We start from the raw sequence: 21,608 nt of genomic DNA on the forward strand, positions 1-21,608 counted from the left end.
CGTGTTCTCCCTCCGCCGGTGCAACGTCCGGGACGGCCGGTCATGTTGCCCAGGCGGCGGAGATCACAACGCGTCGATCACCTCGTCGATCCCCTCTGCCAGATCGACGTCCTTCCGCGTTATGCCACCCTCCGAGTGCGTGCTCAGGTGGAACGTCAGTTTCCGCCACCGGATGTCGATGTCCGGGTGGTGGTTGACGCTCTCGGCGATCTCGGCGACCCGGTTCACCACCTGAATCGCCTGCGGGAAGCTGCCCAACTCGGCCGTTCGCTCGAGAGTCGTCCCCTTGTGCTGCCAGTGCGGCAGCTTCGCCAACGCGTCGGAGATCTCCTGCTCGCTCAGTAGCTCTGCCATGTGCTCCATGGTGGTACGCGGACGGGTACGCTGCACGGTTGCCACGGGAGTCCGGCGCACACAGCCGGACTGAGAGGCGGGCCGGTCCCGCGACCGTTCGCACCTGATCCGGATCATGCCGGCGCAGGGAGGCGATCGTCTCTCCTGCCGCCGAACGAGGAGGGACGATGTTACGAACGAGCCTCGTGCTCGGTCTGGTAGCCGCACTGACCGCGGGCTGCACGCTGACCAGCGGCTCCGGCGACAACCAGGAATCCACCGTCACGCTGGTCACGCACGACTCGTTCGCCGCGCCCCAGCAGGTGCTCGACGCCTTCCGCCAGCAGACCGGCATCAAGCTGGACATCCTCAAGAAGGGTGACGCGGGCGCGCTCACGAACTCCCTCGTGCTCACCAAGGCCAACCCGATCGGCGACGTGGCCTACGGCGTGGACTCGACGTTCGCCTCCCGGGCGCTGTCCGAGGGCGTCTTCGACCCCTACACCAGTCCCGAAGCCGACCGCGGCCCCCAGCGTTACGCGGTCGACCCCGAGCATCGCCTCTCCGCCGTCGACCTCGGCGACGTCTGCGTCAACATCGACACCAACTGGTTCGCCCAGAAGGGCCTGCCCACCCCGGCGAGCTACGACGACCTCGCCGACCCGCGCTACAAGGACCTCCTGGTCGTCGAGAATCCGGCTACGTCCAGCCCGGGCCTGGCGTTCCTGCTCGGCACCATCGCCAAGTACGGCGAGCAGGGCTGGCAGAACTACTGGACCCGGCTCAAGGACAACGGCGCCAAAACCGTGAGCGGCTGGGAAGAGGCCTACAGCCAGGACTTCTCCGGTTCCTCCGGCAAGGGCCCCCGCCCCATCGTCGTCTCCTACGCCTCCTCGCCCGCCGCGGAGATCGGCGACGACGGCAAACCGCGCACCAAGGCGCTGCTGGACACGTGCTACCGCCAGGTCGAGTACGCGGGCGTGCTCACCGGCGCCCGGCAGCCCGACAAGGCCAAGAAGGTGATCGACTTCCTGCTGTCCCAGCAGTTCCAGACCACCGTCGCGGAGAACATGTACGTCTACCCGGCCCGCGAGGGCGTCAACCTGCCCTCGGGCTGGGCGCAGTCCGCGCCGCTGCCGCCGAACCCGGCGACCCTGCCGAGTGACCAGGTTGGCAACGGCCGGGAGCGGTGGATCGCACAATGGCGTTCGCTGCTCGGCCAGTAAAGCCGGTCGCCAGGGCGGGGCTGGGACTGCTCGCCCTGGTGCCGCTGGGCTTCCTCGTCGTCTTCTTCGCGTGGCCGGTGCTCGCGATCCTGCGCCGGGGGTTCGCCGCCGGTGGGGTCGTCGCCGCGCTCGCCGACGGCGAGACCTGGCGCCTCGCGGGGTTCACCATCGGGCAGGCGGCCGCGTCGACCGCGCTCGCCGTGCTCGCCGGGCTGCCGATCGCGTTCGTGCTGGCCAGGGTCCGGTTGCCCGGGGCGGGGCTGGTGCGCACGCTGGTGCTGGTGCCGTTCGTGCTGCCGACCGTCGTCGTGGGGCTCGCGTTCCGTGCGCTGTGGCCGGACGGCGGCCTGGCCTCGATCGTGCTCGCCAACGCCTTTTTCAACGTCGCCGTGATCGCGCGGACCGTCTCGGGGCTGTGGGCGCACCTGGACTCGCGGGCCGAGGACGCGGCGCGGGCGCTCGGTGCCTCCCGGTGGCGGGCGTTCCGTTCGGTCACGCTGCCCTCGCTGCGGCCCGCGATCCTGTCCGGCGCCGCGGTCGCGTTCTTGTTCTGTGCCACCAGTTTCGGCGTGGTGCTCGTACTCGGCGGTGCCCGGTACCGCACCCTGGAAACCGAGATCTACCTGCGTACCGAGAACCTGCTCGACCTCACCGGCGCGGCGGCGCTGTCGCTGGTGCAGATCGCGGCCGTCCTCGCGACGCTGTTCATCGGCGCGGCCGCGCGCAGACGACGCGAGACGGCGCTGAAACTGCGTGCACGCAGGGAGACCGTGCGGCGTCCGACCGGTGGTGAATGGTGGGTCGTCGGCGCGGCGGTCGCCGTGTTCGGCCTGCTGCTGACGCCGATCGTGGCTTTGCTGCTCCGCTCACTGTCCACTGAGGACGGATGGGGTCTTGCCGGGTACCGGGCGTTGTCCACGACCGGCAACAGCGGCACGTTGCAGGTCTCGGGCTGGAGCGCGGCGCTGAACTCGCTGCGGACGGCGACGGACGCGACCCTGCTCGCGCTGATCATCGGCGTCGCCGCCGCGGTCGTGGTGGTGACGTTGCGGCGCTCGCCCGCGAGAGCGTCCCGCGGCCTGGCTGAGACGATGGACGCGGCCTTGATGCTGCCGCTCGGCGTGTCCGCCGTCACCGTCGGTTTCGGCTACCTGGTCACCCTGGACGCGCTGCCCGGTGATCTGCGCCGCTCGCCGCTGCTGGTGCCGCTGGCCCAGGCCTTGGTGGTCATCCCGCTCATCGTCCGGATCGTGCTGCCCGTGCTGCGCTCGATCGACGACCGGTTGCGACAGGCCGCGGTGACGCTCGGCGCGGGACCCGTGCGCGTGTGGCGCGAGATCGACGTTCCGCTCGCACTCCGCTCGGTCGTCTCGGCGGCCGGATTCGGTTACGTGGTCGCGCTCGGTGAGTTCGGTGCGACGAGTTTCCTGGCGCGCCCGCAGACGCCGACGCTTCCGGTCGCGATCGCATCGCTGATCTCGCGGCCGGGCGAGCTGAACAACCAGATGGCCTATGCGGCGTGCGCCCTGCTGATGCTGGTGACGGCCGCGGCCGTCGTCCTGATCGAGAAGTTCGGTTCCGGCCGGATGGGGGAGTTCTGACATGGCCTTGTCCGTTCAGGGGCTGACAGTCCGCTATGGACAGTTCACCGCGGTACAGGACGCCACGCTCGACATCGCCGACGGGGAGGTCCTGGCCCTGCTCGGCCCGTCGGGTTCGGGGAAGTCGACGCTGCTGCGGGCGATCACCGGACTCGAGCCGCTGAGCTCGGGCACGGTGCGCTGGGACGGGGAGGACCTGGCCCGGATCGGCGTGCACCGGCGCGAGTTCGGGCTGGTCTTTCAGGACGGGCAACTGTTCCCGCATCGCGATGTCGCGGGCAACATCTCCTTCGGGCTCCGGATGAAGAGCATGCCGGCGAGAGAACGCGCCGAGCGGGTGCGCGGCCTGCTGGAGCTCGTGGGGCTCGGCGGCTACGAACGGCGGCGCGTCACCGAGCTGTCCGGCGGCGAAGCGCAGCGGGTCGCGCTGGCGCGTGCGCTCGCGCCGGAGCCGCGGCTGCTGCTGCTCGACGAACCGCTGTCCGGTTTGGACGCCGAGCTGCGTCAGCAGCTGGCCTTCGACCTCGCGGAGGTGCTGCGCAGCGCGAAGATCACCGCACTGCTGGTCACGCACGACCGCGAGGAGGCGTTCACCTTCGCCGACCGGGTGGCCGTGCTGCGCGCGGGCGAGATCCGGCATGCCGGTGCGGTGCGCGAGGTGTGGCGGCATCCGGTTGACGAGGAGGTGGCCGCTTTCCTCGGTGTGACGGCGTTTTTCGACGGTACGATGTCCGGAGGCAGACTGAGCTTCCCGCTCGGCGAGGCTGAGCTGGCGGAGCCCGACGGGCCGGTGCGGGTCGGGCTGCGGCCGGACGGTTTGCGCGTCTCCGGTGAAGGCATACCCGGTGAAGTGCTCAGCAAGGTCCACCGGAGGGTGCGCGTCCGCGTGGCCGATTCCACTGTGGACGCGCTCGCTCCTGCGGACGCGAACCTCCGTCCGGGCGAGGAGACACGGCTCGCCGTGGACCCGGAAGGCGTCGTGCTGATCAGCCGTCGCGCGTCGTGATCCGGGCGTAGGCCAGGGACAGCCCGACGAGGAGGTAACACGCGGCCCTGGTCGCGCCCTGTGCCAGCGCGTCGCCCGGCATCGGGTCACGCAGTACGTCGGTCAGCGCGTCCCAGGATTCGGGCAGCAGGAACGGATGCAGCCAGGCGACCGCGGAAAGCTGCAGCAGCACCGTCGACACGATCGTGCCCGCCAGCACCGACACGACGACCAGCATCGGATGCTCGGTGCACGCGGAGATCGCCAGCGCCACCGCGCCGACCGCCCACAGTTGCAGCGTCACCCAGCCCGCCGCGATCGCGACCTTGCCCAGCGCGGCGGCGAACGACAGCGTGGTGCCGTTCAGCGTGAACAACCCGCCGGTGCCGTTCATCGCGAGCCCGGCGATCACCCCGACCAGCGCCATGACCAGCACCGCGGCCAGCGTGAACGTGGCCACGCCCAGCGATTTCACCGTCAGCAGCCTGCCCCGGCTCACCGGCGCCAGCAGCCATCCGCGCAGGGTCCCGTGCGCGAGTTCACCCGCGATCGCGTCGCCCGCGGACATCGCCGTGACCAAGGGCAGCAACAAGGCCAGGCCCGCGGTCAGCGCGGCGATCGGCAGCACCAACGCGTTGCCCGCCGCGGCGGCGAACAGTCCGCCCCCGCCCTGCTCGCCCGGCGGACCGCCCGGGGTGCCGCCGAGGGCCAGTGCGATCGCGATGATCGCGGGGATCAGCGCGAGCAGGCCCAGCACGACGAGCGTGCGCGGGCGGCGGAAGATCCACCGCAGTTCCGCGCGGTAGAGCCGCAACAGCGGAACAGTGCGGCGCGTGGCCGGAACCGGCTGCGCGGTCAGCGTGGTCATGCCCTCACCTCGTCTACATCGGACAGACCGTCCGCCTCCGCGTCGTTCTGGGTCAGCCTCGCGAACAGGTCCTCCAGACCCGTGCGCTCGCGCCTGGCCTCGTGCACCGCGACCCCGCCGTGCACCAGGGCCGCCACCACCTGCGGCGCGGTCGCCGTGGTGATGTCCGCGCGCACCCCCTCCGGCGCCAGCCGCGCCGAGATCCGGTTCTCCCGCAGCACTTCCAGCGCCTTGTCACCATCCGGCGTGGACACCAGCAGGCCGGCGTTTCCGGTCTCCAGCAGTTCGTTCAGCTCGCCCTGCGCCACGACGGTGCCGTCGTGCAGCACTGCCACGTGGGTGCAGGTGGCCTCCACCTCGGCGAGCAGGTGCGAGGACACCAGCACGGTCACCCCGTCCGCGTGCAGATCCGCGATGATCGTGCGGATTTCCCTGGTACCGGCCGGGTCCAGGCCGTTGGTCGGCTCGTCGAGGATGACCATCTTGCGCGGCACCAGCAGTGCACCGGCTAGGCCGAGCCGCTGCTTCATGCCCAGCGAGTAACCCCGGTACCGGCGGTGCGCCGCGGCGCCGAGACCCACCCGCTCCAGCGCGTCCTCCACCGCCTTCGGAATGTCCGAAAGGGACAGATGCGGCTCGGCGGCGGCGAGCCGGCGCAGGTTCTCCCGTCCGGACAGGAACGGGTGGAAGCCAGGTCCCTCGACGAGAGCGCCCACGTCCGGCAGCGCACCGGGGGCCTCCTCCGGCATCCGGTGGCCCAGCAGCTCCACCTCGCCTTCGGTCGGGCGGACCAGGCCGAGGAGCATCCGGATCGTGGTGGTCTTGCCCGAGCCGTTGGGGCCGAGCATGCCCAGCACCGCGCCTTCGGGCACCTCCAGATCGACCTGGTCGACCGCGACCGTGCCCCGGTACACCTTGCGCAGCCCCCTGGTCCGCGCCGCGAGCGCCCCGGGGCGGGTGGGCGCCTCCCCGCCGGAGGCGCCCACCTCGACCTCGAACGAGGTCGTCACTTCGTCCCCAGCGCGTCGATCAGCACCTGCTGCGGCACCGCGCCGATCGCGAACCGGCCGTCGTCGGTGATCAGTGCCGTCGCGGCGTTCGTGGTGATCACGTAGCCCGAGCCGAACGCGCCGGTCACCCGCTTGCCGAACTGGCCGAGCAGCGCCTTCGGGTCGACCTGACGGCCGTTCTTGCCCTGCTGCGGCGCCATCGCCTGCGGCGTCGCCTTGCCGACCAGCACGGTGTCCCAGCCGTCGCCGACGGTCGTGACGTCCGGCTTGGCCGCGTTCTGCGGCTGCGACTGCGCCTGCTTCTCGGTCACCTTCGCGCCCTGCGGCGGGGTGAACTGGAACTCGCTCGCGGGCTGCGGCGTGAACTCGACGTCGCTGAACGCGATCTGCAGCGCGGGATCGGCGCTGCCGTAGGTCATCACGGCCAGCCGCAGCGGCACCCGCTTCTCCGCGTCGACGGCGACCCGCACCTCACGCAGTAGCGTGCGCTCGGTCGGCTTCGGTGTCAGCACCAGTTCGTAGGCGGCGCGCCCGGCGACGCGGGCGGTGCCCTCGACACTGACCGTGCTGCTCTGCCTGACCTTGTCCATCAGCTGCTTGGCCGCGGCCGTCGGATCGCTCGAAATGCCTTCCGGCGCCTTCTGCGTGGCCACGCCGGACGGGACGGTCACCTTCGTCGCCGAGTTGTCCTTCGAGCTGTAGGTCCAGATCGTGTGGTCGTTGCGGACGATCGTGGTGTCGGCGTTGCCCTGCTGGATGGAGATCTTGCCGTTGCCGGCGCCGTCGTTGAACACGTGGGCCGAGTCGACGTTGAGCTGCATCCCGCCGGGCAGCGACGTGGTCGGCAGGCCGAGGTTGTTGTCGACCTTGACCGTGCCGTCCAGCGCGGGCGTCTGGGTGCTCAGCACCGACGACACCAGGTCCTCCGCGCTGATCTGCGGCAGCGTGGGCGCCTCGCCGGCGCTGGCGGGAACCGCCAGCCAGGCCAGTCCCGCGACCCCGAGCGCCGAGCCCGTGACCGCCGCCGTGATGGCCTTCTTCTTCGGTTGCATCGCGTTCTCCCTGTGTACCTGCCGAGCACCAGTGTGCTCGTTCCCCGCCGAAGACGCTCCCGCTTCATGGCTGAGATGGGCCTGAGATGCTGAGAGACCGCTGAGAGGGCGCGCACGAGCAGCGAAAACCGGGCATCCTTGGCACCGTGAAGCCTCGAGTGCTGGTGGTGGACGACGAACCGGGCGTGCGCAAGGCACTGCACCGGGGGCTGCGCGCGGAAGGCATGGACGTGATCACGGCCGGGGACGGGCCGAGCGGGCTGCGGCTCGCGCAAACCGGTTCGTTCGACGTGCTGCTGCTGGACATCATGCTGCCGGGACTGTCCGGTTACCGCGTGCTGCAACAACTGCGCGCGCAGGGCATCCAGACGCCGGTGCTGATGATCTCGGCCAAGGACGGCGAGGTCGACCAGGCCGACGGGCTCGACCTCGGCGCCGACGGTTACCTCGTCAAACCGTTCTCGTTCGTGGTGCTGGTCGCGCAGGTGCGCGCGGTGCTGCGCAGGGCATCGGCGGACAGCGCGCGCGGGCCGCTGCGGATCGGCGCACTGGTGGTGGACCGGGCGACCCGCGAGGTGCGGTGGCAGGGCGATCCGGTCGCGCTGAGCCCCCGCGAGTTCGGCCTGCTGGAGGTGCTGGTCGGGCGGGCGGGCACGGTCGTCACCAAGGACGAGCTGCTGCGCGCGGTGTGGGGTGACGAGCAGGCGGCGACGCGCAACGTCGTCGAGGTCTACGTCGGTTACGTGCGGCGGAAGCTCGACGCGGTGGGCGCGGGCTCGCTCGTGCGCACCGTGCGCGGACACGGCTACCTGGCTTCGGACGCGCAGCTGGACGAGGTCCTGCCGGGGTGATCTCTCGTTGGCCGATGTGGCTGCGCATCACGGTGCCCACCGCGGTCGTCACGCTCGCCGTCCTGCTCGCCGTCGCGGTGGCGGCGGGCCGTGGGCTCGGCCCGCTCCGGATGCACACGGTGGACAGCGACCTCGGCGCGATGCTCGGGCCGGCCACGGCGGCGGTGGCGGACGGACGTGCGCCCGCGCCGGTGCCCGGCGTGACGTTGCGGGTGCTGGACACCGCGGGCGCACCGGCCGACGGGCAGGCGCCGGAACCGGCGCTCGGGCCCGCCCAGATCCGCACGCTCAAGGCGGGACAACCGGTCAGCACCGGTTCCCCGGCGAGCCAGCGCTGGCGAGGTTCGGTGGTGCCGACGCCGGACGGCACGTTGCGGCTGGTCGTCGTCGGCACCGGGCTGGTCGGTCTGGAGACCGCGGTGCGCACCGGATCGCACTGGCTGCTGTGGGCGGCCTCGCTCGGCGCGGTACTGGCGGCCGTGGCCACCTGGCTCCTGGTGCGTATGGCGCTGCGGCCGGTCGGGCGGATGCGGCGGTCGGTGCGCGCACTGCCACCGGGCCGGCGACTGCCGATGCCGGAGGCGAACGACGAACTTCGTGCGCTGGCAGCGGATTTCAACTCACTGCTGCAACGGCAGGAGGAGGCCAGCCGGCGGTTGCGGCGATTCACCGGGGACGCGGCGCACGAGCTGCGGTCGCCGGTCGCGTCGATCCGCGTGCAGGCCGAGGTCGCCGTCACCAACCCCGATCCCGAACTGGCGCAGGAAACCCTCGCCGACATCCTCGCCGAGGCCGAACGGCTGTCCGCCCTGCTCGACGGCCTGCTCACGCTCGCGCGCTCGGACGCGGGTGAACTGCCGCCTGCCGAACCGGTCGAACTGGTCACGGAGGCACGCGCGGCCGCCGAGCGGCTGCCGGCGGATTCGCCGCAGGTGCGGGTGAGCGGCGTGGTCGGGCAGGCGTGGGCGCACGCCGCACCCGCGGAGGTCGAGCTGGTGCTGAACAACCTGCTGCGCAACGCCTGCCGGTACGCGCGGTCGCGGATCACCGTGTCCGTGCTCGCCGGGCACTCCACCGCGCGAGTCGTGGTCGACGACGACGGGCCCGGCATCCCGCCGGAACACCGCGACCGGGTCTTCGACCGGTTCTATCGCGTCGCCGACGACCGGTCCCGTTCGTCCGGTGGGTCCGGCCTGGGCCTGGCGATGGTCGCGGAGGCCGTGCGGCGGCGCGGCGGCCGCGTCACGGTGGGCGAGTCGCCCGAAGGCGGCGCGCGTTTCCAGGTCAGCTGGCGGCGTGCCGGTGCGGGCAACGGCGAGGCCGCCCCCGCCCGGTAACGTCTCCACTTCGTGAGCGCGCGAGTGATCGTCGGAGCGGCCATCCTGCGGGGCGGCACCCTGCTCGCCCAGCAGCGGGCCTACCCGCCGGAGGTGGCCGGGTTGTGGGAACTGCCGGGCGGCCGCGTGGAGCCCGGCGAGTCCGAGCGCGCGGCCCTGCGACGTGAATGCGTCGAGGAACTCGGCGTCGAGATCGAGGTCGGCAGCCGGGTCGGGCCGAACGTGCCGTTGCGCGCCGGTCTCGTGCTGAAGGTGTACTCGGCCGAGCTGGCCGACCCCGCCGCCGAGCCGCAACCGTTGGACCACAAGGGACTTCGCTGGATCGACGGGCACTCCCTCGAGTCCGTCCGGTGGTTGCCCGCGGACCTGGAGCTGCTGCCGCACCTGCGCGCGCTGCTGCCGTGACCGCGGCGGTCATGCCGCGCCGATGAGCCGCAGCGCCGACTGCAACCGGTGCTCGCCGCGTTCGGCCGCGCGCACCGAACCCGCCTTGCGGACACGGTCCAGTTCGGACGGGTCTCCCAGCAACTCCATGGTTCGTTCGCGCAGCGGGCGCAGGGTGCCCACCACGGCGTCGGCCACCGCCTCCTTCAGCGCGCCGTAGGTGCCGTACTCCGCGGCAGCGTCCACAGGGGACACTCCGGTGCACGCGGCGAGAATCTCCAGCAGGTTCGACACCCCCGGCCGGTCCTCGGGTGCGTACGCCGGTTTCGCCTGCCCGTCGGTCACCGCGCGCCGGATCTTGCGCCGCACCAGATCGGGCTCGTCGAGCAGGAACACCACACCGGCGGAGTCGCGTGCCGACTTCGACATCTTCCGCGACGGGTCGGCGAGGTCGCGCACGCGCGCGCCGGTCGGTGGCAGCACGGCGGCCGGCACCGTGAATACCTCGCCGTAGGTCTGGTTGAACCGCCGCGCCAGCGCCCGTGCCAGTTCGACGTGCTGGCTCTGGTCCTCGCCGACGGGTACCTCCGACGCGCCCTGCAGCAGGATGTCGGCGGCCATCAGCACCGGATAGGTCAGCAGGCTCAGCCGCACCCCGGCCTGCCCGCCCGCCTTTTCCTTGAACTGGATCATCCGGGCGGCTTCGCCGTAGCTGCACGTGCATTCCAGTACCCACGTCAGCGCGCCGAGTTCGCGGGCGAGATCGGACTGAACGAAAACCTGTTCCGGCGGAATTCCGGACGCGATCAGAACGGCGAGCGTTTCATTGGTCCGCGCACGCAATCTGCCCGGATTGTGCGTTGTGGTCATGGCGTGCAGATCGGCGATGAAATAAAGATCGTCCTCGCCGCCCTCGACGGCCCACCGGCGGACCGCGCCAAGGTAGTTGCCCAGTTGCGGATGTCCCGACGGGGTGATGCCCGACAGTCTCACGATGTCTCCCTCGGTGATCGGCCACCCGCGGGAGCACAGAAAAAGGGCCGCCCGCAGGCGGCCTCGGTGCTGTCAGCGCACAGCAGGAACCCGGCCGCCGGAAGGCGGCCACCACTGTCCCGTGAAGCTGTGCATGGACGGCACCTTACCTGGTCTCGGCCGTGCCGAGGAAACGCGTTTCATGCCGCCTTGCGGATGTCGGCCTTCGCCTTCTGGAGGGCGATCACGGGGCACCGTTTGCAGCGCGGCTTGGACCGGCAGCACTTCTTCTTGACCTTGCCGGTCTTGACGAGCTTGCGGACGACCGCCTTGGGGTCCGCGTCCTTCTTACTCATTGCCTTTAGGTTAGGCGATCCTAAGTAATAGTGGAGCGTGGTCCTGGTCACAAAGGGGCAAAGGGTATCCTGGGTGCGACCGCGTATGGCCAAAGTCGGCCCCGGTTTCCCTTTTCGCCTCTGAGTACCAGGAGCCCACGCGTGCCCGCTGCAACCGCCGAGAAGGTCCGCACGGACCTGCGCAACGTCGCCATTGTGGCGCACGTGGACCACGGCAAGACCACTCTGGTGGATGCCATGCTCCGCCAGTCCGGTGCCTTCGCCGAGCGTGCCGAGCTCGTCGACCGGGTGATGGACTCCGGTGAGCTGGAGCGCGAGAAGGGCATCACCATTCTCGCGAAGAACACCGCCATCCGCCGCCAGACCGACGACGGCCCGGTCGTCATCAACGTGATCGACACCCCCGGCCACGCCGACTTCGGCGGCGAGGTCGAACGCGGCCTCGCGATGGTCGACGGCGTGGTGCTGCTGGTCGACGCCAGCGAGGGCCCGCTCCCGCAGACCCGCTTCGTGCTGCGCAAGACCCTCGAAGCCGGGCTGCCGGTCGTGCTCGTGGTGAACAAGGTCGACCGGCCCGACGCCCGCATCGCCGAGGTCGTCGAGGAGACCCACGACCTGCTGCTCGACCTCGCGGGCGACATCGAGGACGCCGATCTGGACGCGGTGCTCGACCTGCCCGTGGTCTACGCCTCCGCGCGCGCCGGCCGGGCGAGCCTCGAGCAGCCCACCGACGGCGGCCTGCCGGACAGCGAGAACCTCGACCCCCTGTTCGACACCCTGCTGCGCCACGTGCCGCCGCCCACCGCGGACCCCGAGGGCCCGCTGCGCGCACTGGTCACCAACCTCGACGCGTCGAACTTCCTCGGCCGGATCGCGCTGATCCGCATCCACTCCGGCAAACTCCGCAAGGGCCAGACCGTCGCGTGGATGCGCGCCGACGGCTCCACGCAGAACGTGCGCATCTCCGAGCTGCTGATCACCGAGGCACTCGACCGCGTGCCCGCGCAGGAGGCCGCTGCCGGTGACCTGGTCGCCATCGCGGGCATCCCGGACATCACCATCGGCGACACGCTGGCCGACCCGGAGAACCCCGAGGCGCTGCCGCGGATCACCGTCGACGAGCCCGCCATCTCGATGACCATCGGCGTCAACACCTCGCCGCTGGCCGGCCGCAACGGTGGCGACAAGGTCACCGCCCGCCTGGTCAAGGCACGGCTGGACCAGGAGCTGGTCGGCAACGTGAGCATCAAGGTGCTGCCCACCGACCGCCCGGACACCTGGGAGGTCCAGGGCCGTGGCGAGCTGGCGCTGGCCATCCTGGTCGAGCAGATGCGCCGCGAGGGCTTCGAGCTGACCGTCGGTAAACCGCAGGTGGTCACGCGCACGATCGACGGCAAGCTGCACGAGCCCTTCGAGCGGCTGACCATCGACTCGCCCGAGGAGCACCTCGGTTCGATCACCCAGCTGCTGGCGGCGCGCAAGGGCCGCATGGAGCACATGGGCGGCAACGGCACCGGCCGTATCCGCATCGAATACGTGCTGCCCGCGCGCGGCCTGATCGGCTTCCGCACCGACTTCCTCACCGAGACCCGCGGCACCGGCATCGCCAACCACGTGTTCGAGGGCTACTTCCCGTGGGCGGGCGAGATCCGCACCCGGCACAGCGGTTCCCTGGTCGCCGACCGGTCCGGGCCGGTCACCTCGTACGCGATGATCCAGCTCGCCGACCGCGGCACGTTCTTCGTGGAGCCGGGTGCCGAGGTGTACGAGGGCATGGTCGTGGGGGAGAACCCGCGCGCCGAGGATCTCGACATCAACATCACCAAGGAGAAGAAGCTCACCAACATGCGCTCGTCCACCGGTGACGAGCTCGAGCGCCTGGCCCGGCCGCGCAAGCTCGGCCTGGAGGAGGCGCTGGAGTTCTGCGCCGTCGACGAGTGCGTCGAGGTGGCGCCGGAGGCCGTCCGGGTACGGAAGGTGACGCTGGACATCAGCCAGCGTGCGAAGGAGCGTTCGCGCGCCAAGAGCCTGCCGAAGTAGCCCCCGGCGGAACCACGATCGGGTCGTGAACGTCCACCTTTTGGTGGTACCTGAACCGATGAGTGGCGGCCTCGGGCGGTCTGGCAATCTCGGTACCACGGTTACCGGCCCTATGGCACCATCGTGGACTTCAGCGCCAGGGAGGCAGTGTGCGGACAAGCAGAGCGGCGGCACTGACCCTGGTGCTGGTGGCGATGCTCGCCGCGTGTACGTCCACGCCGCCGCCTCCGGTCGTCACTTCGCCGGTGGCCCAGTCGACGACCCCGACGGCCAGCGCGTCACAGATCGTGATCGGCGTGGACGACATCCTCGGCGGCTACAACCCGCACGCGCTGGGCGACCAGTCCACGATCACCACCGCGCTGTCGCAGTTGCTGCTGCCCTCGGTGTTCCGGCCGTCGGACAACGGGCAGTACCAGCTCGACACGACGTTGATGCGCTCGGCCGAGGTGACCTCGCAGGCGCCGTTCACCGTCACCTACGAGATCCGCCAGGACGCGTCCTGGTCGGACGGCGCGCCGATCGCGGTCGAGGACTTCGTCTACCTCGCCGACGCGATGCGCGATCAGCCCGGCGTGGTACAGCCCGCCGGGTACCGGCTCATTTCGAACATCCAGCCGGGTGAAGGTGGAAAACGCGTTCAGGTGACCTTCAGCAAGCCCTACCCGGGCTGGCGCACGTTGTTCTCCGATCTGCTTCCGCAGCATCTGATGAAGGACGCCCCCGGCGGCTGGCAGGGCGCGCTGCAGGGCAGTTTCCCCGCGTACGGCGGGCCGTTCTCGATCAAGAACCTCGACACCGCGCGCGGCGAGATCATCCTGGAGCGCAACGATCGCTACTGGGAGAAACCCGCCGCGGTGGACCAGATCGTGCTGCGCCGGTCGGATCAGCCCGGCATGGTCGCGGCGCTGCGCAGCGGCAACGACCAGTTCGTGATGTCACGGACCGACGCCACCTCCCTGAAGTTGCTCCAGGAGCTGGGCAGCGGCGTGCAGCTGAGCACCGTGCCGAGCCCGCGCGTCGTCGATCTGCTCCTGCGGCCCGCGAACGGACCGCTCGTCGACGACAACGTGCGTGCCGGAATCGCCGCGCTGATCGACCGGAACAAGCTGATCGACGAGGGCGCCGCGGGCGGCCCGTCGGCCGGGCTGCGCGCCGACGCGCAGGTGCTGCCGCCGTCCGAGCCCGGGTACGCGGCCACGATTCCGCCCAACGCCTCCGCGCCCGATCCGGCCACCGCGGAGGCGCGGCTGAAGAGCGCGGGGTATGTCAAGGAAGCCGGAACCTGGCGCAAGGACGGCAAACCGCTGAACCTGGTGATCGCCTCGCCGGGTCAGCAGGAGCCGTACGCGAGCATCGCCAAGGAACTCGCGAGCCAGCTCATCGCCGCCGGGGTCGGGGTCAGCACGATCAACCCGCAGCCGCGTGACCTGTTCGCAAGCCAGCTCGCGATGCCGGTGGCGGGCAGCACGCCGTCCACCACGCCGACGACCACCACGCCGCCGGACGGTTCGGGCAGCGTCGGGGTGGACATCGCGGTCGTGCCGATGCCCGTCGGGGGAGACCCGGCGACCGTGCTGGCCTCCAACTTCGGGTGCCGTCCCGGCCAGGACAAGGCGACCTCGACGACCAGCGTCCAGCCCGCCAACCCGGTCGCCATGTGCGACTCCCAGATCGAGCCCGCGATCGAGGCGGCGTTGTCCGGCACCAAATCGGTCACCGAGGCACTGTCCGAAGTGGAACCGCAGCTGTGGTCGCGGCATACCGTGGTACCGCTGTTCCAGCTCGCGGACACCCTCGCGATCGGCTCCGGAATCTCCGGCGTGACGCCTGGACCTGCGATGACTGGACCGTTCGGGTCAGCCGTCAACTGGACGCGTGGCGGCAAGTAACCAACGTATGTCGGCATGTTAGCCAGAAGTCACCCTTTGGTCACAATCGCTCCCAGAGTGGTGACTCCATGTGTGCAACTTTCTAGCGTTCTCCGGCAGTGCGCCGGACATGTGCAGCCGGTGTGACATAAGCTCCGGCCTGACGCCGGAGTGGTGTGGACCTTAGGTCCAGTGCTAGGAGGGCACACTTAAATGAGCAGATGGAAAGCAGCCTCGGCCGTAACCGTGGCCGCGACTGCGGCGCTCGTGCTGAGTGCGTGCGGAGGCGGCGGTGGTTCGAACCAGAACGGTTCGAGCACCGACATCAAGAGCATGGCGACCGGCAAGGCGGAAAACGTACAGGCCGGCACGTTCAAGCTCGCTGACGTCCAGGGTTGGGACGGCACGATCACGGTCGGTATCGACGACAAGTTCGTGGCGTACAACAACCAGACGCCGGACACCAACTCGTCGTACAACACGTTCGCACTGATCGCCGCCCTGTCCGGCGCCGGCGTGATCGACGGCAACAACAACGTGTTGCTCAACAACGACGTGATGCAGTCGTGGGACGTCACGTCCACGAGTCCGTTCACCGTCACCTGGAAGCTCAAGCCGGGCATCAAGTGGTCCGACGGCGCTCCCTGGAACTGCAAGGACTTCTACCTCGCCTACCTTTCGCAGCGGGGTACGCCGGGCTTCAACCCGGCCGCTACCGCGGGTTACGACCTGATCGACAGCGCGAAGTGCCAGGACGACACCACCTTCGTCACCACGTTCAAGCAGCCCTACCTCGACTACAAGGGCCTGTTCGACTCCAACGCGCTGCTTCCCGCGCACATCCTCGAGCAGCAGACCGGTATCCCGGACATCACGAAGCTCACGCCCACCAGCGACCCGGCCCTGCTCCAGAAGGCCGGGGACTTCTGGACCAACAAGTGGAAGGGCTTCGACAAGGCCCTCGACCCGGGTTCCGGTCCGTACATGATCACCGGCTACGACGACAACGCCGGCACGGTCACGCTGGAGAAGAACCCGAACTGGGCCGGCGGCAAGGGTGGTCCGAGCAAGATCATCCTGCGTGCGTTCGCCGACCAGAAGGCCATGGCCACCGCGCTGCAGAACGGCGAGGTCCAGGTCGTGTCCTCGACCCAGCCGGACGCCACAGCGGCCACCACGATGAAGAGCCTGTCCTCGCAGGGCGTCATCTACGGCTCGGCCCCGGAACTGTCCTACGAGCACATCGACATGAACTACCGGAACCCGATTCTCGCGCAGAAGCCGGCCCGGCAGGCGCTGTTCGAGGCGATCGACCGTTCGGAGATCACCACCAAGCTGCTCAAGGAAGTCCAGTCGGACATCACGCCGGATAACAGCCTGATCTACACCCCGGCGGAGCCCGGCTACCAGGACGCGGGCTACGGCAAGACGGCCGGCCTCGGTGCCGCCGCGGCGAAGAAGACCCTCGAGGCCGACGGCTGGACCCTCGGCCAGGACGGGATCTACCAGAAGAACGGTCAGCGGTTCTCGGTGACCATCTCGCACAACAACAACCCGCGTCGCGACCAGACGGTGGAGATCATCCAGTCGCAGGCGAAGGCCGCCGGTATCGAGGTCAAGAACGACAACGACCCGACGTTCCTCTCCGGTGGCCGGCTTTCGACCGGTAACTGGGACATCGCGCTGTTCGCGTGGTCGCAGCCGCCGTTCAAGTCGCAGTCGCAGCCGCTGTACTCGACCAAGGGCAACCAGAACCACCAGAAGTACAGCAACCCGCAGGTCGACAGCCTGTTCGACCAGGCCGTCTCGCAGACCGACGAGGGTGCCGCGCGCAAGCTCTACCAGCAGGCCGACTCCGCGATCGCCGCGGACTACGCCTCGCTGCCGCTGTTCGCGATGCCGTCGATGTGGGCCTTCCAGGGCGTCGACAAGGTGTACTTCCAGTCCTACTACGGCGCTCTGTGGAACGCCGGTGAGTGGGAGAAGCGGGGCTGACCGCTTTCGCGCTGATCGATTGAACTGGTGAGAGTACGGAGGCCGCGCCACGAGCCCGGCCTCCGTACTCCATCCGGAAGTAGCTGTCGACCTTGGGCGACCCCCAAGTACGGTGGAGGCCGGGCACGGCTGCATACTTCCGGCCAGGCCCGGATTAGGAGCAATTCCGTTGAACCTGGTTATTTACGCCCTTCGCCGGCTGGCGATTTCGATCCCGGTCCTGCTGGTCGGCAGCTTCGCGGTCTTCATGATGGTGGCGTCCGCCGGGGACCCGCTGGCCGAGCTCAAGGGGCGGCCCAACATCAACCCGGCCGCGATCGCCGAGACCGAGCGGCAGCTCGACCTCGACAAGCCGATCATCGTCCGGTACTTCCTGTGGCTGTGGAAGTTCCTGCACGGTGACTGGGGTGTCTCCGTCGCGCAGGGCAACGCGATGGCACCGGTTTTCCCGAAGGTCATGGGCGCCTTCGAGGTGACCCTGCGGCTGGTGGTCGGTGCCGAGATCCTCGCGCTGATCATCGGTGTCGCCGTCGGCGTGCTCGCCGCGGTGAAGCAGTACTCGATCTGGGACTACATCGCCACGACACTGGCGTTCTTCCTCTTCTCGATGCCGATCTTCTGTGTCGCCATCGTGCTCAAGAACTACGCGATCGAGATCAACGGCTGGGTGCGCGACCTCGGGCTGACCGACTGGCTCGGCAACCCGTGGCTGCGCACGACGAGCCCGGAGAATCTCTCGTTCGACGGGTTCGGAGATTTCCTCGCGAAATACTCGGGCGCTTTCCTGTTGCCCACGTTGTCCATCATGGCGATCAGTTTCGCCGCCTACAGCCGTTTCCAGCGGGCGTCGATGCTGGAAACGCTGAACATGGACTACGTGCGCACGGCGCGTGCGAAGGGGCTGTCGTCCTCGCGGGTGGTGTTCCGGCACGCCTTCCGCAACGCGCTGATCCCGGTCGCCACGCTCTTCTCGGTGAACTTCGGTCAGGTGCTGACCGGGGCGATCATCACCGAGACCGTGTTCAACTGGCACGGGATGGGCACACTGCTGGTCGACTCGGTCAACCACCTCGATCCCAGCACGCTGATGGGTTGGCTCGTGGTCGTCGCCGTCATGGTGGTGGTCGCCAACCTGATCGCTGATCTCCTGTACGGCATCATGGACCCGAGGATTCGCGTTGGCTGACATGAACTCTCTGGTTGCCGGCGAGGCGGCCTCGGCCGCTCAACGCGAAGGCACCCTGCCCCCGGAGGCGCTGCCCCAAGCGGTCAGCCAAGGCCGTCTGGTACTGCGCAAGTTCCTGCGGCACAAGCTGGCGATGATCAGCACCGCGGTACTGATCCTCATCGTGCTGATCGCGCTGATCATGCCGATCTTCTGGCCGCACGCCTACGAGGACGCGAGCAACCCGTCGTTCGCCGCGCCGAGCGCGGACTTCCCGCTGGGGACCACCCAGGTCGGTAAGGACATGGTGTCGCAGGTGCTGCGCGGCACCCAGTTCTCGCTGCTGATCGCGGTGATCGTGTCCGTCGTGGCGACGATGATCGGCGTGATCTTCGGATCGCTGGCCGGTTATCTGCGCGGCTTCACCGACTCGGCGCTGTCGCGGCTGACCGACCTGTTCCTGATCGTGCCGCAGATCGCGGCGGCGGCGATCATGGCCAAGATGTTCGGGCACGGCAGCTGGATCGTGGTCGCGATCGTGCTGGCGTTGTTCGCCTGGATGCCGATCGCCCGGATCACCCGGGCCGAGGCGATGGCGCTGTCGCAACGCGAGTTCGTCGAGGCCGCGAAGGCCGCGGGCGCGGGCACCGGACGGATCATCTTCCGGCATCTGGTGCCCAACATGGTCGGCAGCATCACGGTGAACGCGACGCTCGCCGTGGCGCAGGCGGTGCTCGTCGAGGCGGCGCTGAGCTTCATCGGGCTCGGCGTGCAGCCGCCGGACACCTCGCTGGGCCGGATCATCCTGGAGAACTACGCGCAGGTGCAGAACCGGCCGTGGCTGTTCTTCGGCCCGTTCGTGGTGCTGGTGCTGATCTCGCTGTCGATCAACTTCATCGGCGACGGCCTGCGGGACGCCTTCGACCCGAGGCAACGCCGGATGAAGGCTTGACACCTAGTACGACAGAAGGCGCCCTTCCCGCGACGGGGAGGGCGCCTTTCTTTTGGCGGCGATGTGGCGCTAAAATGGCGCCATGAGTACCATTCAGGTGAAGGATGTTCCGGACGATGTGGCGGAGACGTTGAGACGTCGCGCAGCCGCCGCCGGTCAGTCGCTGCAGGCCTACATGCGCCACCATCTCATCGAAATCGCTCGTCAGCGCACAAAAGCGGAGTACGTCAGGATTATCGAGGAACAGCTCGCGGCGAGCGCCGCACCGGGTGCGACTGCCGAGTCGATCGACGAGGTGCTGCGTGAGGCCAGAGGTGAGTGAGTACGTCGTCGACGCCTCGGCATTGGTGGCTTTCCTGGCACGCAAGGACGCTGTCGGTGCCGCTCTGCGCAAGCTCATCGGTGCCAGCCGGACACACGCGCCGTACCTGATCGATGCCGAAGTGGGCCAGGCTCTGCGCGGTCTGGAGCGGCGCGCCGAGATCGACGCAGCGGAGGCGATCACGGGTTTGCAGGCTGTTCGCGGGCTGGTCGATGAGCGATACGACCACCTTGCCTTACTCGACGGTGCGTGGGCCGCCCGGCGCACGATTTCCTTTTGTGACGGGCTTTACGTCGTGCTCGCGCAGCTGCTCGGCTTGCCGTTGCTGACCGGCGACATCCGGCTGAGCCGGGCGCCGGGTCTGCCGTGCGAGGTCGAACTCGTCCGTTGAAAAGGCCCTCAACCTTCAGCGGGGTGAAGGGCCCTTCCGAAAACCGAAAACCCTACTGCGCCACCGGAGCCACGCGCCCGGCCTCCCAGGCCGCGCGGCGCTCCACCTGCAGCACCGGGTCCGCCACCGGAGCCGCGGACAGCAGGCGCTTGGTGTACTCCTCCCGCGGCGAGTGCAGCACCTGGTCCCGGCTGCCGACCTCGACCAGCTTGCCCCGCTGCATCACGGCCACCCGGTCGGCCAGCAGGTCGACCACGGCGAGGTCGTGGCTGATGAACAGGCACGCGAAGCCCAGCGTCTGCTGGAGCCCGAGGAACAGGTCCAGCACCCGCGCCTGCACCGACACGTCCAGCGCCGAGGTGGGCTCGTCCGCGATCAGCAGCGCCGGGTCCAGCGCCAGCGCCCGCGCGATCGACACGCGCTGACGCTGCCCGCCGGACAGCTCGTGCGGGTAGCGGTTGCGGTAGTGGCCCGACAGCTCCACCTTGTCCAACAGGGACACGACCCGGTCGTTGAGTTCCTTGCCGGAGAACAGCTTGTGCAGCACCATCGGCTCGGCGATGGACTCGCCGATCGTCATCTTCGGGTCCAGTGTGGACGCCGGGTCCTGGAAGACGATCGAGAAGTACCGGCGCAGCGGGCGAAGCTCCTTTGTGGACAGGTTGGTGATGTCCCTGCCCGCGATCGAGACCCTGCCCTCGGTGGGCTTGAGCAGCCGGATCGCGCAGCGGCCGACGGTCGACTTGCCCGAGCCGGACTCGCCGACGAGGCCGACGATCTCGCCCTTGTCGATGTGCAGGGAAACCCCGTCGACGGCACGGTTACGCGCCTGCCCCCGCCGGCCGGGGTACTCCAGCACCAGGTCCTTGATCTCCAGCGCGGGCGCGTCGTGGGAGATCTGCGATTCCAGTTCCTTGTCGGCGAGCCGGATCTCGCCGGCGATCTTCTCGGCTTCCTCGGTGTCCACGGTCAGCCCGCTGTCGTCCAGCAGCCTGCGCCCCTCCGGGCGCTGCCCGAGCACCGGCACCGCGGCCAGCAGCCGCCGCGTGTAGTCCTCCTTGGGTGCTGCGAACAGCTCCTGAACCGGCGCCTGCTCGACGATCTCGCCGTTGTACATCACCACGACCCGGTCGGCCAGGTCCGCGACCACACCCATGTCGTGGGTGATCAGCACGATCGCCGTGTTCAGCGTGTCGCGCAGTTTGCGCAGCAGACCGAGGATCTCCGCCTGCACCGTCACGTCGAGCGCGGTGGTGGGCTCGTCGGCGATGATCACCTTCGGATCGCAGGCGATCGCCATCGCGATCACCACGCGCTGGCGTAGACCACCGGAAAGCTGGTGCGGGTACTGCTTGAACCGCTCCTGCGGGTTCGGGATGCCCACCATGTCGAGCAGCTCGACCGCGCGCTTGTCCGCGGCCTCCTTCGACAGGTCCTTGTGCGCACGCAGGGCCTCGCGGATCTGCCAGCCGACGGTGAACACGGGGTTCAGCGCGCTCATCGGTTCCTGGAAGATCATCGCGATGTCGTTGCCGCGGATGCCGCGCAGTTCCTTGTCCTTCAGGCCCGCCAGCTCGCGGTCCTCCAGCCGCAGGTCGCCCTCGACCTTGCTCGTCTTGGGCAGCAGGCCCAGCACCGACATCGACGTGACGGACTTGCCCGAACCCGACTCGCCGACGACCGCGACGATCTCACCCGGCTTGACGTCGAAGCCGATGCCCTTGACCGCTTCGACGATGCCGTCCTCGGTCCGGAAGGAGATCTTCAGGTCGGAAATGGACAGCACGGAACCGGAGGCGGCCAGCCTCGCTGTAGTCGTGTCAGTGCTCACTAGTGGCCCTTCGTGGGGGAACGTTCGTCACCACGTGTTCAGTGGGACTGCGCGCGAGGATATCCG

At 69.2% G+C, this 21,608-nt stretch carries 20 protein-coding genes and 1 riboswitch; of the genes, 13 read left to right on the plus strand and 7 right to left on the minus strand.

The genetic code is table 11. The features are described from left to right. Positions 1–63 precede the first annotated feature (63 nt). Entirely contained in the window at positions 64–354 is a 291-nt protein-coding gene (locus tag HFP15_RS34525; RefSeq protein WP_168521367.1) for a 4a-hydroxytetrahydrobiopterin dehydratase, read from the minus strand. 33 nt (positions 355–387) lie between these two features. Beyond that, a riboswitch (TPP riboswitch) is annotated at positions 388–501 on the plus strand. 20 nt (positions 502–521) lie between these two features. Between HFP15_RS34525 and HFP15_RS34530 the strand changes: the two genes are divergently transcribed. The 3 genes from HFP15_RS34530 to HFP15_RS34540 are packed head-to-tail and all read left to right on the plus strand — an operon-like array spanning position 522 to position 4,166. Further along, positions 522–1,559 carry a thiamine ABC transporter substrate-binding protein gene (locus HFP15_RS34530; RefSeq protein ID WP_168521369.1) on the plus strand — a complete coding sequence of 346 codons (1,038 nt, stop codon included), beginning with the start codon at positions 522–524 and terminating at the stop codon, positions 1,557–1,559. Then, positions 1,535–3,160 carry an ABC transporter permease gene (locus tag HFP15_RS34535; protein WP_210718250.1) on the plus strand — a complete coding sequence of 542 codons (1,626 nt, stop codon included), beginning with the start codon at positions 1,535–1,537 and terminating at the stop codon, positions 3,158–3,160. Before HFP15_RS34530 ends, HFP15_RS34535 begins: the two co-directional genes overlap by 25 nt. A 1-nt stretch (position 3,161) precedes the next feature. Next, positions 3,162–4,166 carry an ABC transporter ATP-binding protein gene (locus HFP15_RS34540; RefSeq protein ID WP_168521384.1) on the plus strand — a complete coding sequence of 335 codons (1,005 nt, stop codon included), beginning with the start codon at positions 3,162–3,164 and terminating at the stop codon, positions 4,164–4,166. Here the strand turns inward: HFP15_RS34540 and HFP15_RS34545 are convergent. From HFP15_RS34545 to HFP15_RS34555, 3 genes are read right to left on the minus strand one after another with little or no spacing between them, the layout of a single operon-like run. After that, a complete protein-coding gene (locus HFP15_RS34545; RefSeq protein ID WP_168521386.1) occupies positions 4,147–5,013 on the minus strand; it encodes an ABC transporter permease subunit in 867 nt (288 codons plus the stop codon). The two genes, HFP15_RS34540 and HFP15_RS34545, sit on opposite strands and share 20 nt — an antisense overlap. Further along, positions 5,010–6,023, minus strand: coding sequence for an ABC transporter ATP-binding protein (locus HFP15_RS34550; RefSeq protein WP_376768917.1), 1,014 nt, complete (start codon positions 6,021–6,023; stop codon positions 5,010–5,012). The genes HFP15_RS34545 and HFP15_RS34550 overlap by 4 nt, the downstream gene beginning before the upstream one ends. Beyond that, the gene (locus HFP15_RS34555; protein WP_168521388.1) at positions 6,020–7,075 is read right to left on the minus strand and encodes a LolA family protein; all 1,056 of its coding nucleotides are present in this window, start codon (positions 7,073–7,075) and stop codon (positions 6,020–6,022) included. Before HFP15_RS34555 ends, HFP15_RS34550 begins: the two co-directional genes overlap by 4 nt. 146 nt (positions 7,076–7,221) lie before the next feature. Between HFP15_RS34555 and HFP15_RS34560 the strand changes: the two genes are divergently transcribed. The 3 genes from HFP15_RS34560 to HFP15_RS34570 are packed head-to-tail and all read left to right on the plus strand — an operon-like array spanning position 7,222 to position 9,668. Then, positions 7,222–7,926, plus strand: a complete 705-nt coding sequence (locus tag HFP15_RS34560; RefSeq protein WP_168521390.1) for a response regulator transcription factor — start codon at positions 7,222–7,224, stop codon at positions 7,924–7,926. A gap of 14 nt (positions 7,927–7,940) precedes the next feature. Continuing rightward, on the plus strand, positions 7,941–9,263 hold the full coding sequence (locus HFP15_RS34565) for an ATP-binding protein (RefSeq protein ID WP_168521392.1): 1,323 nt from the start codon (positions 7,941–7,943) through the stop codon (positions 9,261–9,263). Positions 9,264–9,275: 12 nt separating this feature from the next. Continuing rightward, complete coding sequence (locus HFP15_RS34570) at positions 9,276–9,668, plus strand: (deoxy)nucleoside triphosphate pyrophosphohydrolase (RefSeq protein WP_168521394.1); 393 nt, start codon at positions 9,276–9,278, stop codon at positions 9,666–9,668. A gap of 9 nt (positions 9,669–9,677) precedes the next feature. Here HFP15_RS34570 and trpS read toward each other — a convergent pair whose 3' ends face one another. Both trpS and HFP15_RS34580 read right to left on the minus strand, forming a co-directional pair. Continuing rightward, positions 9,678–10,643 carry a tryptophan--tRNA ligase gene (gene trpS / locus HFP15_RS34575; protein WP_168521448.1) on the minus strand — a complete coding sequence of 322 codons (966 nt, stop codon included), beginning with the start codon at positions 10,641–10,643 and terminating at the stop codon, positions 9,678–9,680. Between the two features lie 176 nt (positions 10,644–10,819). Then, positions 10,820–10,975, minus strand: coding sequence for a hypothetical protein (locus HFP15_RS34580; RefSeq protein ID WP_168521395.1), 156 nt, complete (start codon positions 10,973–10,975; stop codon positions 10,820–10,822). A gap of 141 nt (positions 10,976–11,116) precedes the next feature. Here HFP15_RS34580 and typA point away from each other — a divergent pair, with 141 nt between their 5' ends. The 7 genes from typA to HFP15_RS34615 all read left to right on the plus strand — a co-directional run bounded on the left by typA (position 11,117) and on the right by HFP15_RS34615 (position 19,711). After that, entirely contained in the window at positions 11,117–13,015 is a 1,899-nt protein-coding gene (gene typA, locus HFP15_RS34585) for a translational GTPase TypA (protein ID WP_168521397.1), read from the plus strand. A 194-nt stretch (positions 13,016–13,209) separates the two neighbouring features. Continuing rightward, a complete protein-coding gene (locus tag HFP15_RS34590; protein WP_210718261.1) occupies positions 13,210–14,907 on the plus strand; it encodes an ABC transporter family substrate-binding protein in 1,698 nt (565 codons plus the stop codon). 192 nt (positions 14,908–15,099) lie between these two features. After that, complete coding sequence (locus HFP15_RS34595; RefSeq protein ID WP_168521401.1) at positions 15,100–16,881, plus strand: ABC transporter family substrate-binding protein; 1,782 nt, start codon at positions 15,100–15,102, stop codon at positions 16,879–16,881. Positions 16,882–17,050: 169 nt separating this feature from the next. Continuing rightward, a complete protein-coding gene (locus HFP15_RS34600; protein ID WP_210718251.1) occupies positions 17,051–18,067 on the plus strand; it encodes an ABC transporter permease in 1,017 nt (338 codons plus the stop codon). A gap of 1 nt (position 18,068) precedes the next feature. Then, on the plus strand, positions 18,069–18,998 hold the full coding sequence (locus tag HFP15_RS34605) for an ABC transporter permease (protein ID WP_168521403.1): 930 nt from the start codon (positions 18,069–18,071) through the stop codon (positions 18,996–18,998). 82 nt (positions 18,999–19,080) lie between these two features. Further along, positions 19,081–19,320, plus strand: coding sequence for a FitA-like ribbon-helix-helix domain-containing protein (locus HFP15_RS34610; RefSeq protein ID WP_168521405.1), 240 nt, complete (start codon positions 19,081–19,083; stop codon positions 19,318–19,320). After that, positions 19,313–19,711, plus strand: coding sequence for a type II toxin-antitoxin system VapC family toxin (locus HFP15_RS34615; protein ID WP_168521407.1), 399 nt, complete (start codon positions 19,313–19,315; stop codon positions 19,709–19,711). The genes HFP15_RS34610 and HFP15_RS34615 overlap by 8 nt, the downstream gene beginning before the upstream one ends. A 52-nt stretch (positions 19,712–19,763) precedes the next feature. On the opposite strand, the gene HFP15_RS34620 is transcribed toward HFP15_RS34615, so the two are convergent. Continuing rightward, on the minus strand, positions 19,764–21,542 hold the full coding sequence (locus HFP15_RS34620) for an ABC transporter ATP-binding protein (protein ID WP_168521409.1): 1,779 nt from the start codon (positions 21,540–21,542) through the stop codon (positions 19,764–19,766). Positions 21,543–21,608: the final 66 nt, after the last annotated feature.

Origin of the sequence: Amycolatopsis acididurans (assembly GCF_012328925.1) — a bacterium.
Lineage (GTDB): Bacteria > Actinomycetota > Actinomycetes > Mycobacteriales > Pseudonocardiaceae > Amycolatopsis_E > Amycolatopsis_E acididurans.

Bases quoted from the DNA above. Each gene is read 5' to 3' on its own strand.
- HFP15_RS34605 (WP_168521403.1), top strand. From the start codon at position 18,069: ATGAACTCTCTGGTTGCCGGCGAGGCGGCCTCGGCCGCTCAACGCGAA.
- HFP15_RS34540 (WP_168521384.1), top strand. From the start codon at position 3,162: ATGGCCTTGTCCGTTCAGGGGCTGACAGTCCGCTATGGACAGTTCACC.
- HFP15_RS34595 (WP_168521401.1), top strand. From the start codon at position 15,100: ATGAGCAGATGGAAAGCAGCCTCGGCCGTAACCGTGGCCGCGACTGCG.
- HFP15_RS34545 (WP_168521386.1), bottom strand. From the start codon at position 5,013: ATGACCACGCTGACCGCGCAGCCGGTTCCGGCCACGCGCCGCACTGTT.
- HFP15_RS34555 (WP_168521388.1), bottom strand. From the start codon at position 7,075: ATGCAACCGAAGAAGAAGGCCATCACGGCGGCGGTCACGGGCTCGGCG.
- HFP15_RS34530 (WP_168521369.1), top strand. From the start codon at position 522: ATGTTACGAACGAGCCTCGTGCTCGGTCTGGTAGCCGCACTGACCGCG.
- HFP15_RS34580 (WP_168521395.1), bottom strand. From the start codon at position 10,975: ATGAGTAAGAAGGACGCGGACCCCAAGGCGGTCGTCCGCAAGCTCGTC.
- HFP15_RS34535 (WP_210718250.1), top strand. From the start codon at position 1,535: ATGGCGTTCGCTGCTCGGCCAGTAAAGCCGGTCGCCAGGGCGGGGCTG.
- HFP15_RS34565 (WP_168521392.1), top strand. From the start codon at position 7,941: ATGTGGCTGCGCATCACGGTGCCCACCGCGGTCGTCACGCTCGCCGTC.
- HFP15_RS34590 (WP_210718261.1), top strand. From the start codon at position 13,210: ATGCTCGCCGCGTGTACGTCCACGCCGCCGCCTCCGGTCGTCACTTCG.
- HFP15_RS34610 (WP_168521405.1), top strand. From the start codon at position 19,081: ATGAGTACCATTCAGGTGAAGGATGTTCCGGACGATGTGGCGGAGACG.
- HFP15_RS34525 (WP_168521367.1), bottom strand. From the start codon at position 354: ATGGCAGAGCTACTGAGCGAGCAGGAGATCTCCGACGCGTTGGCGAAG.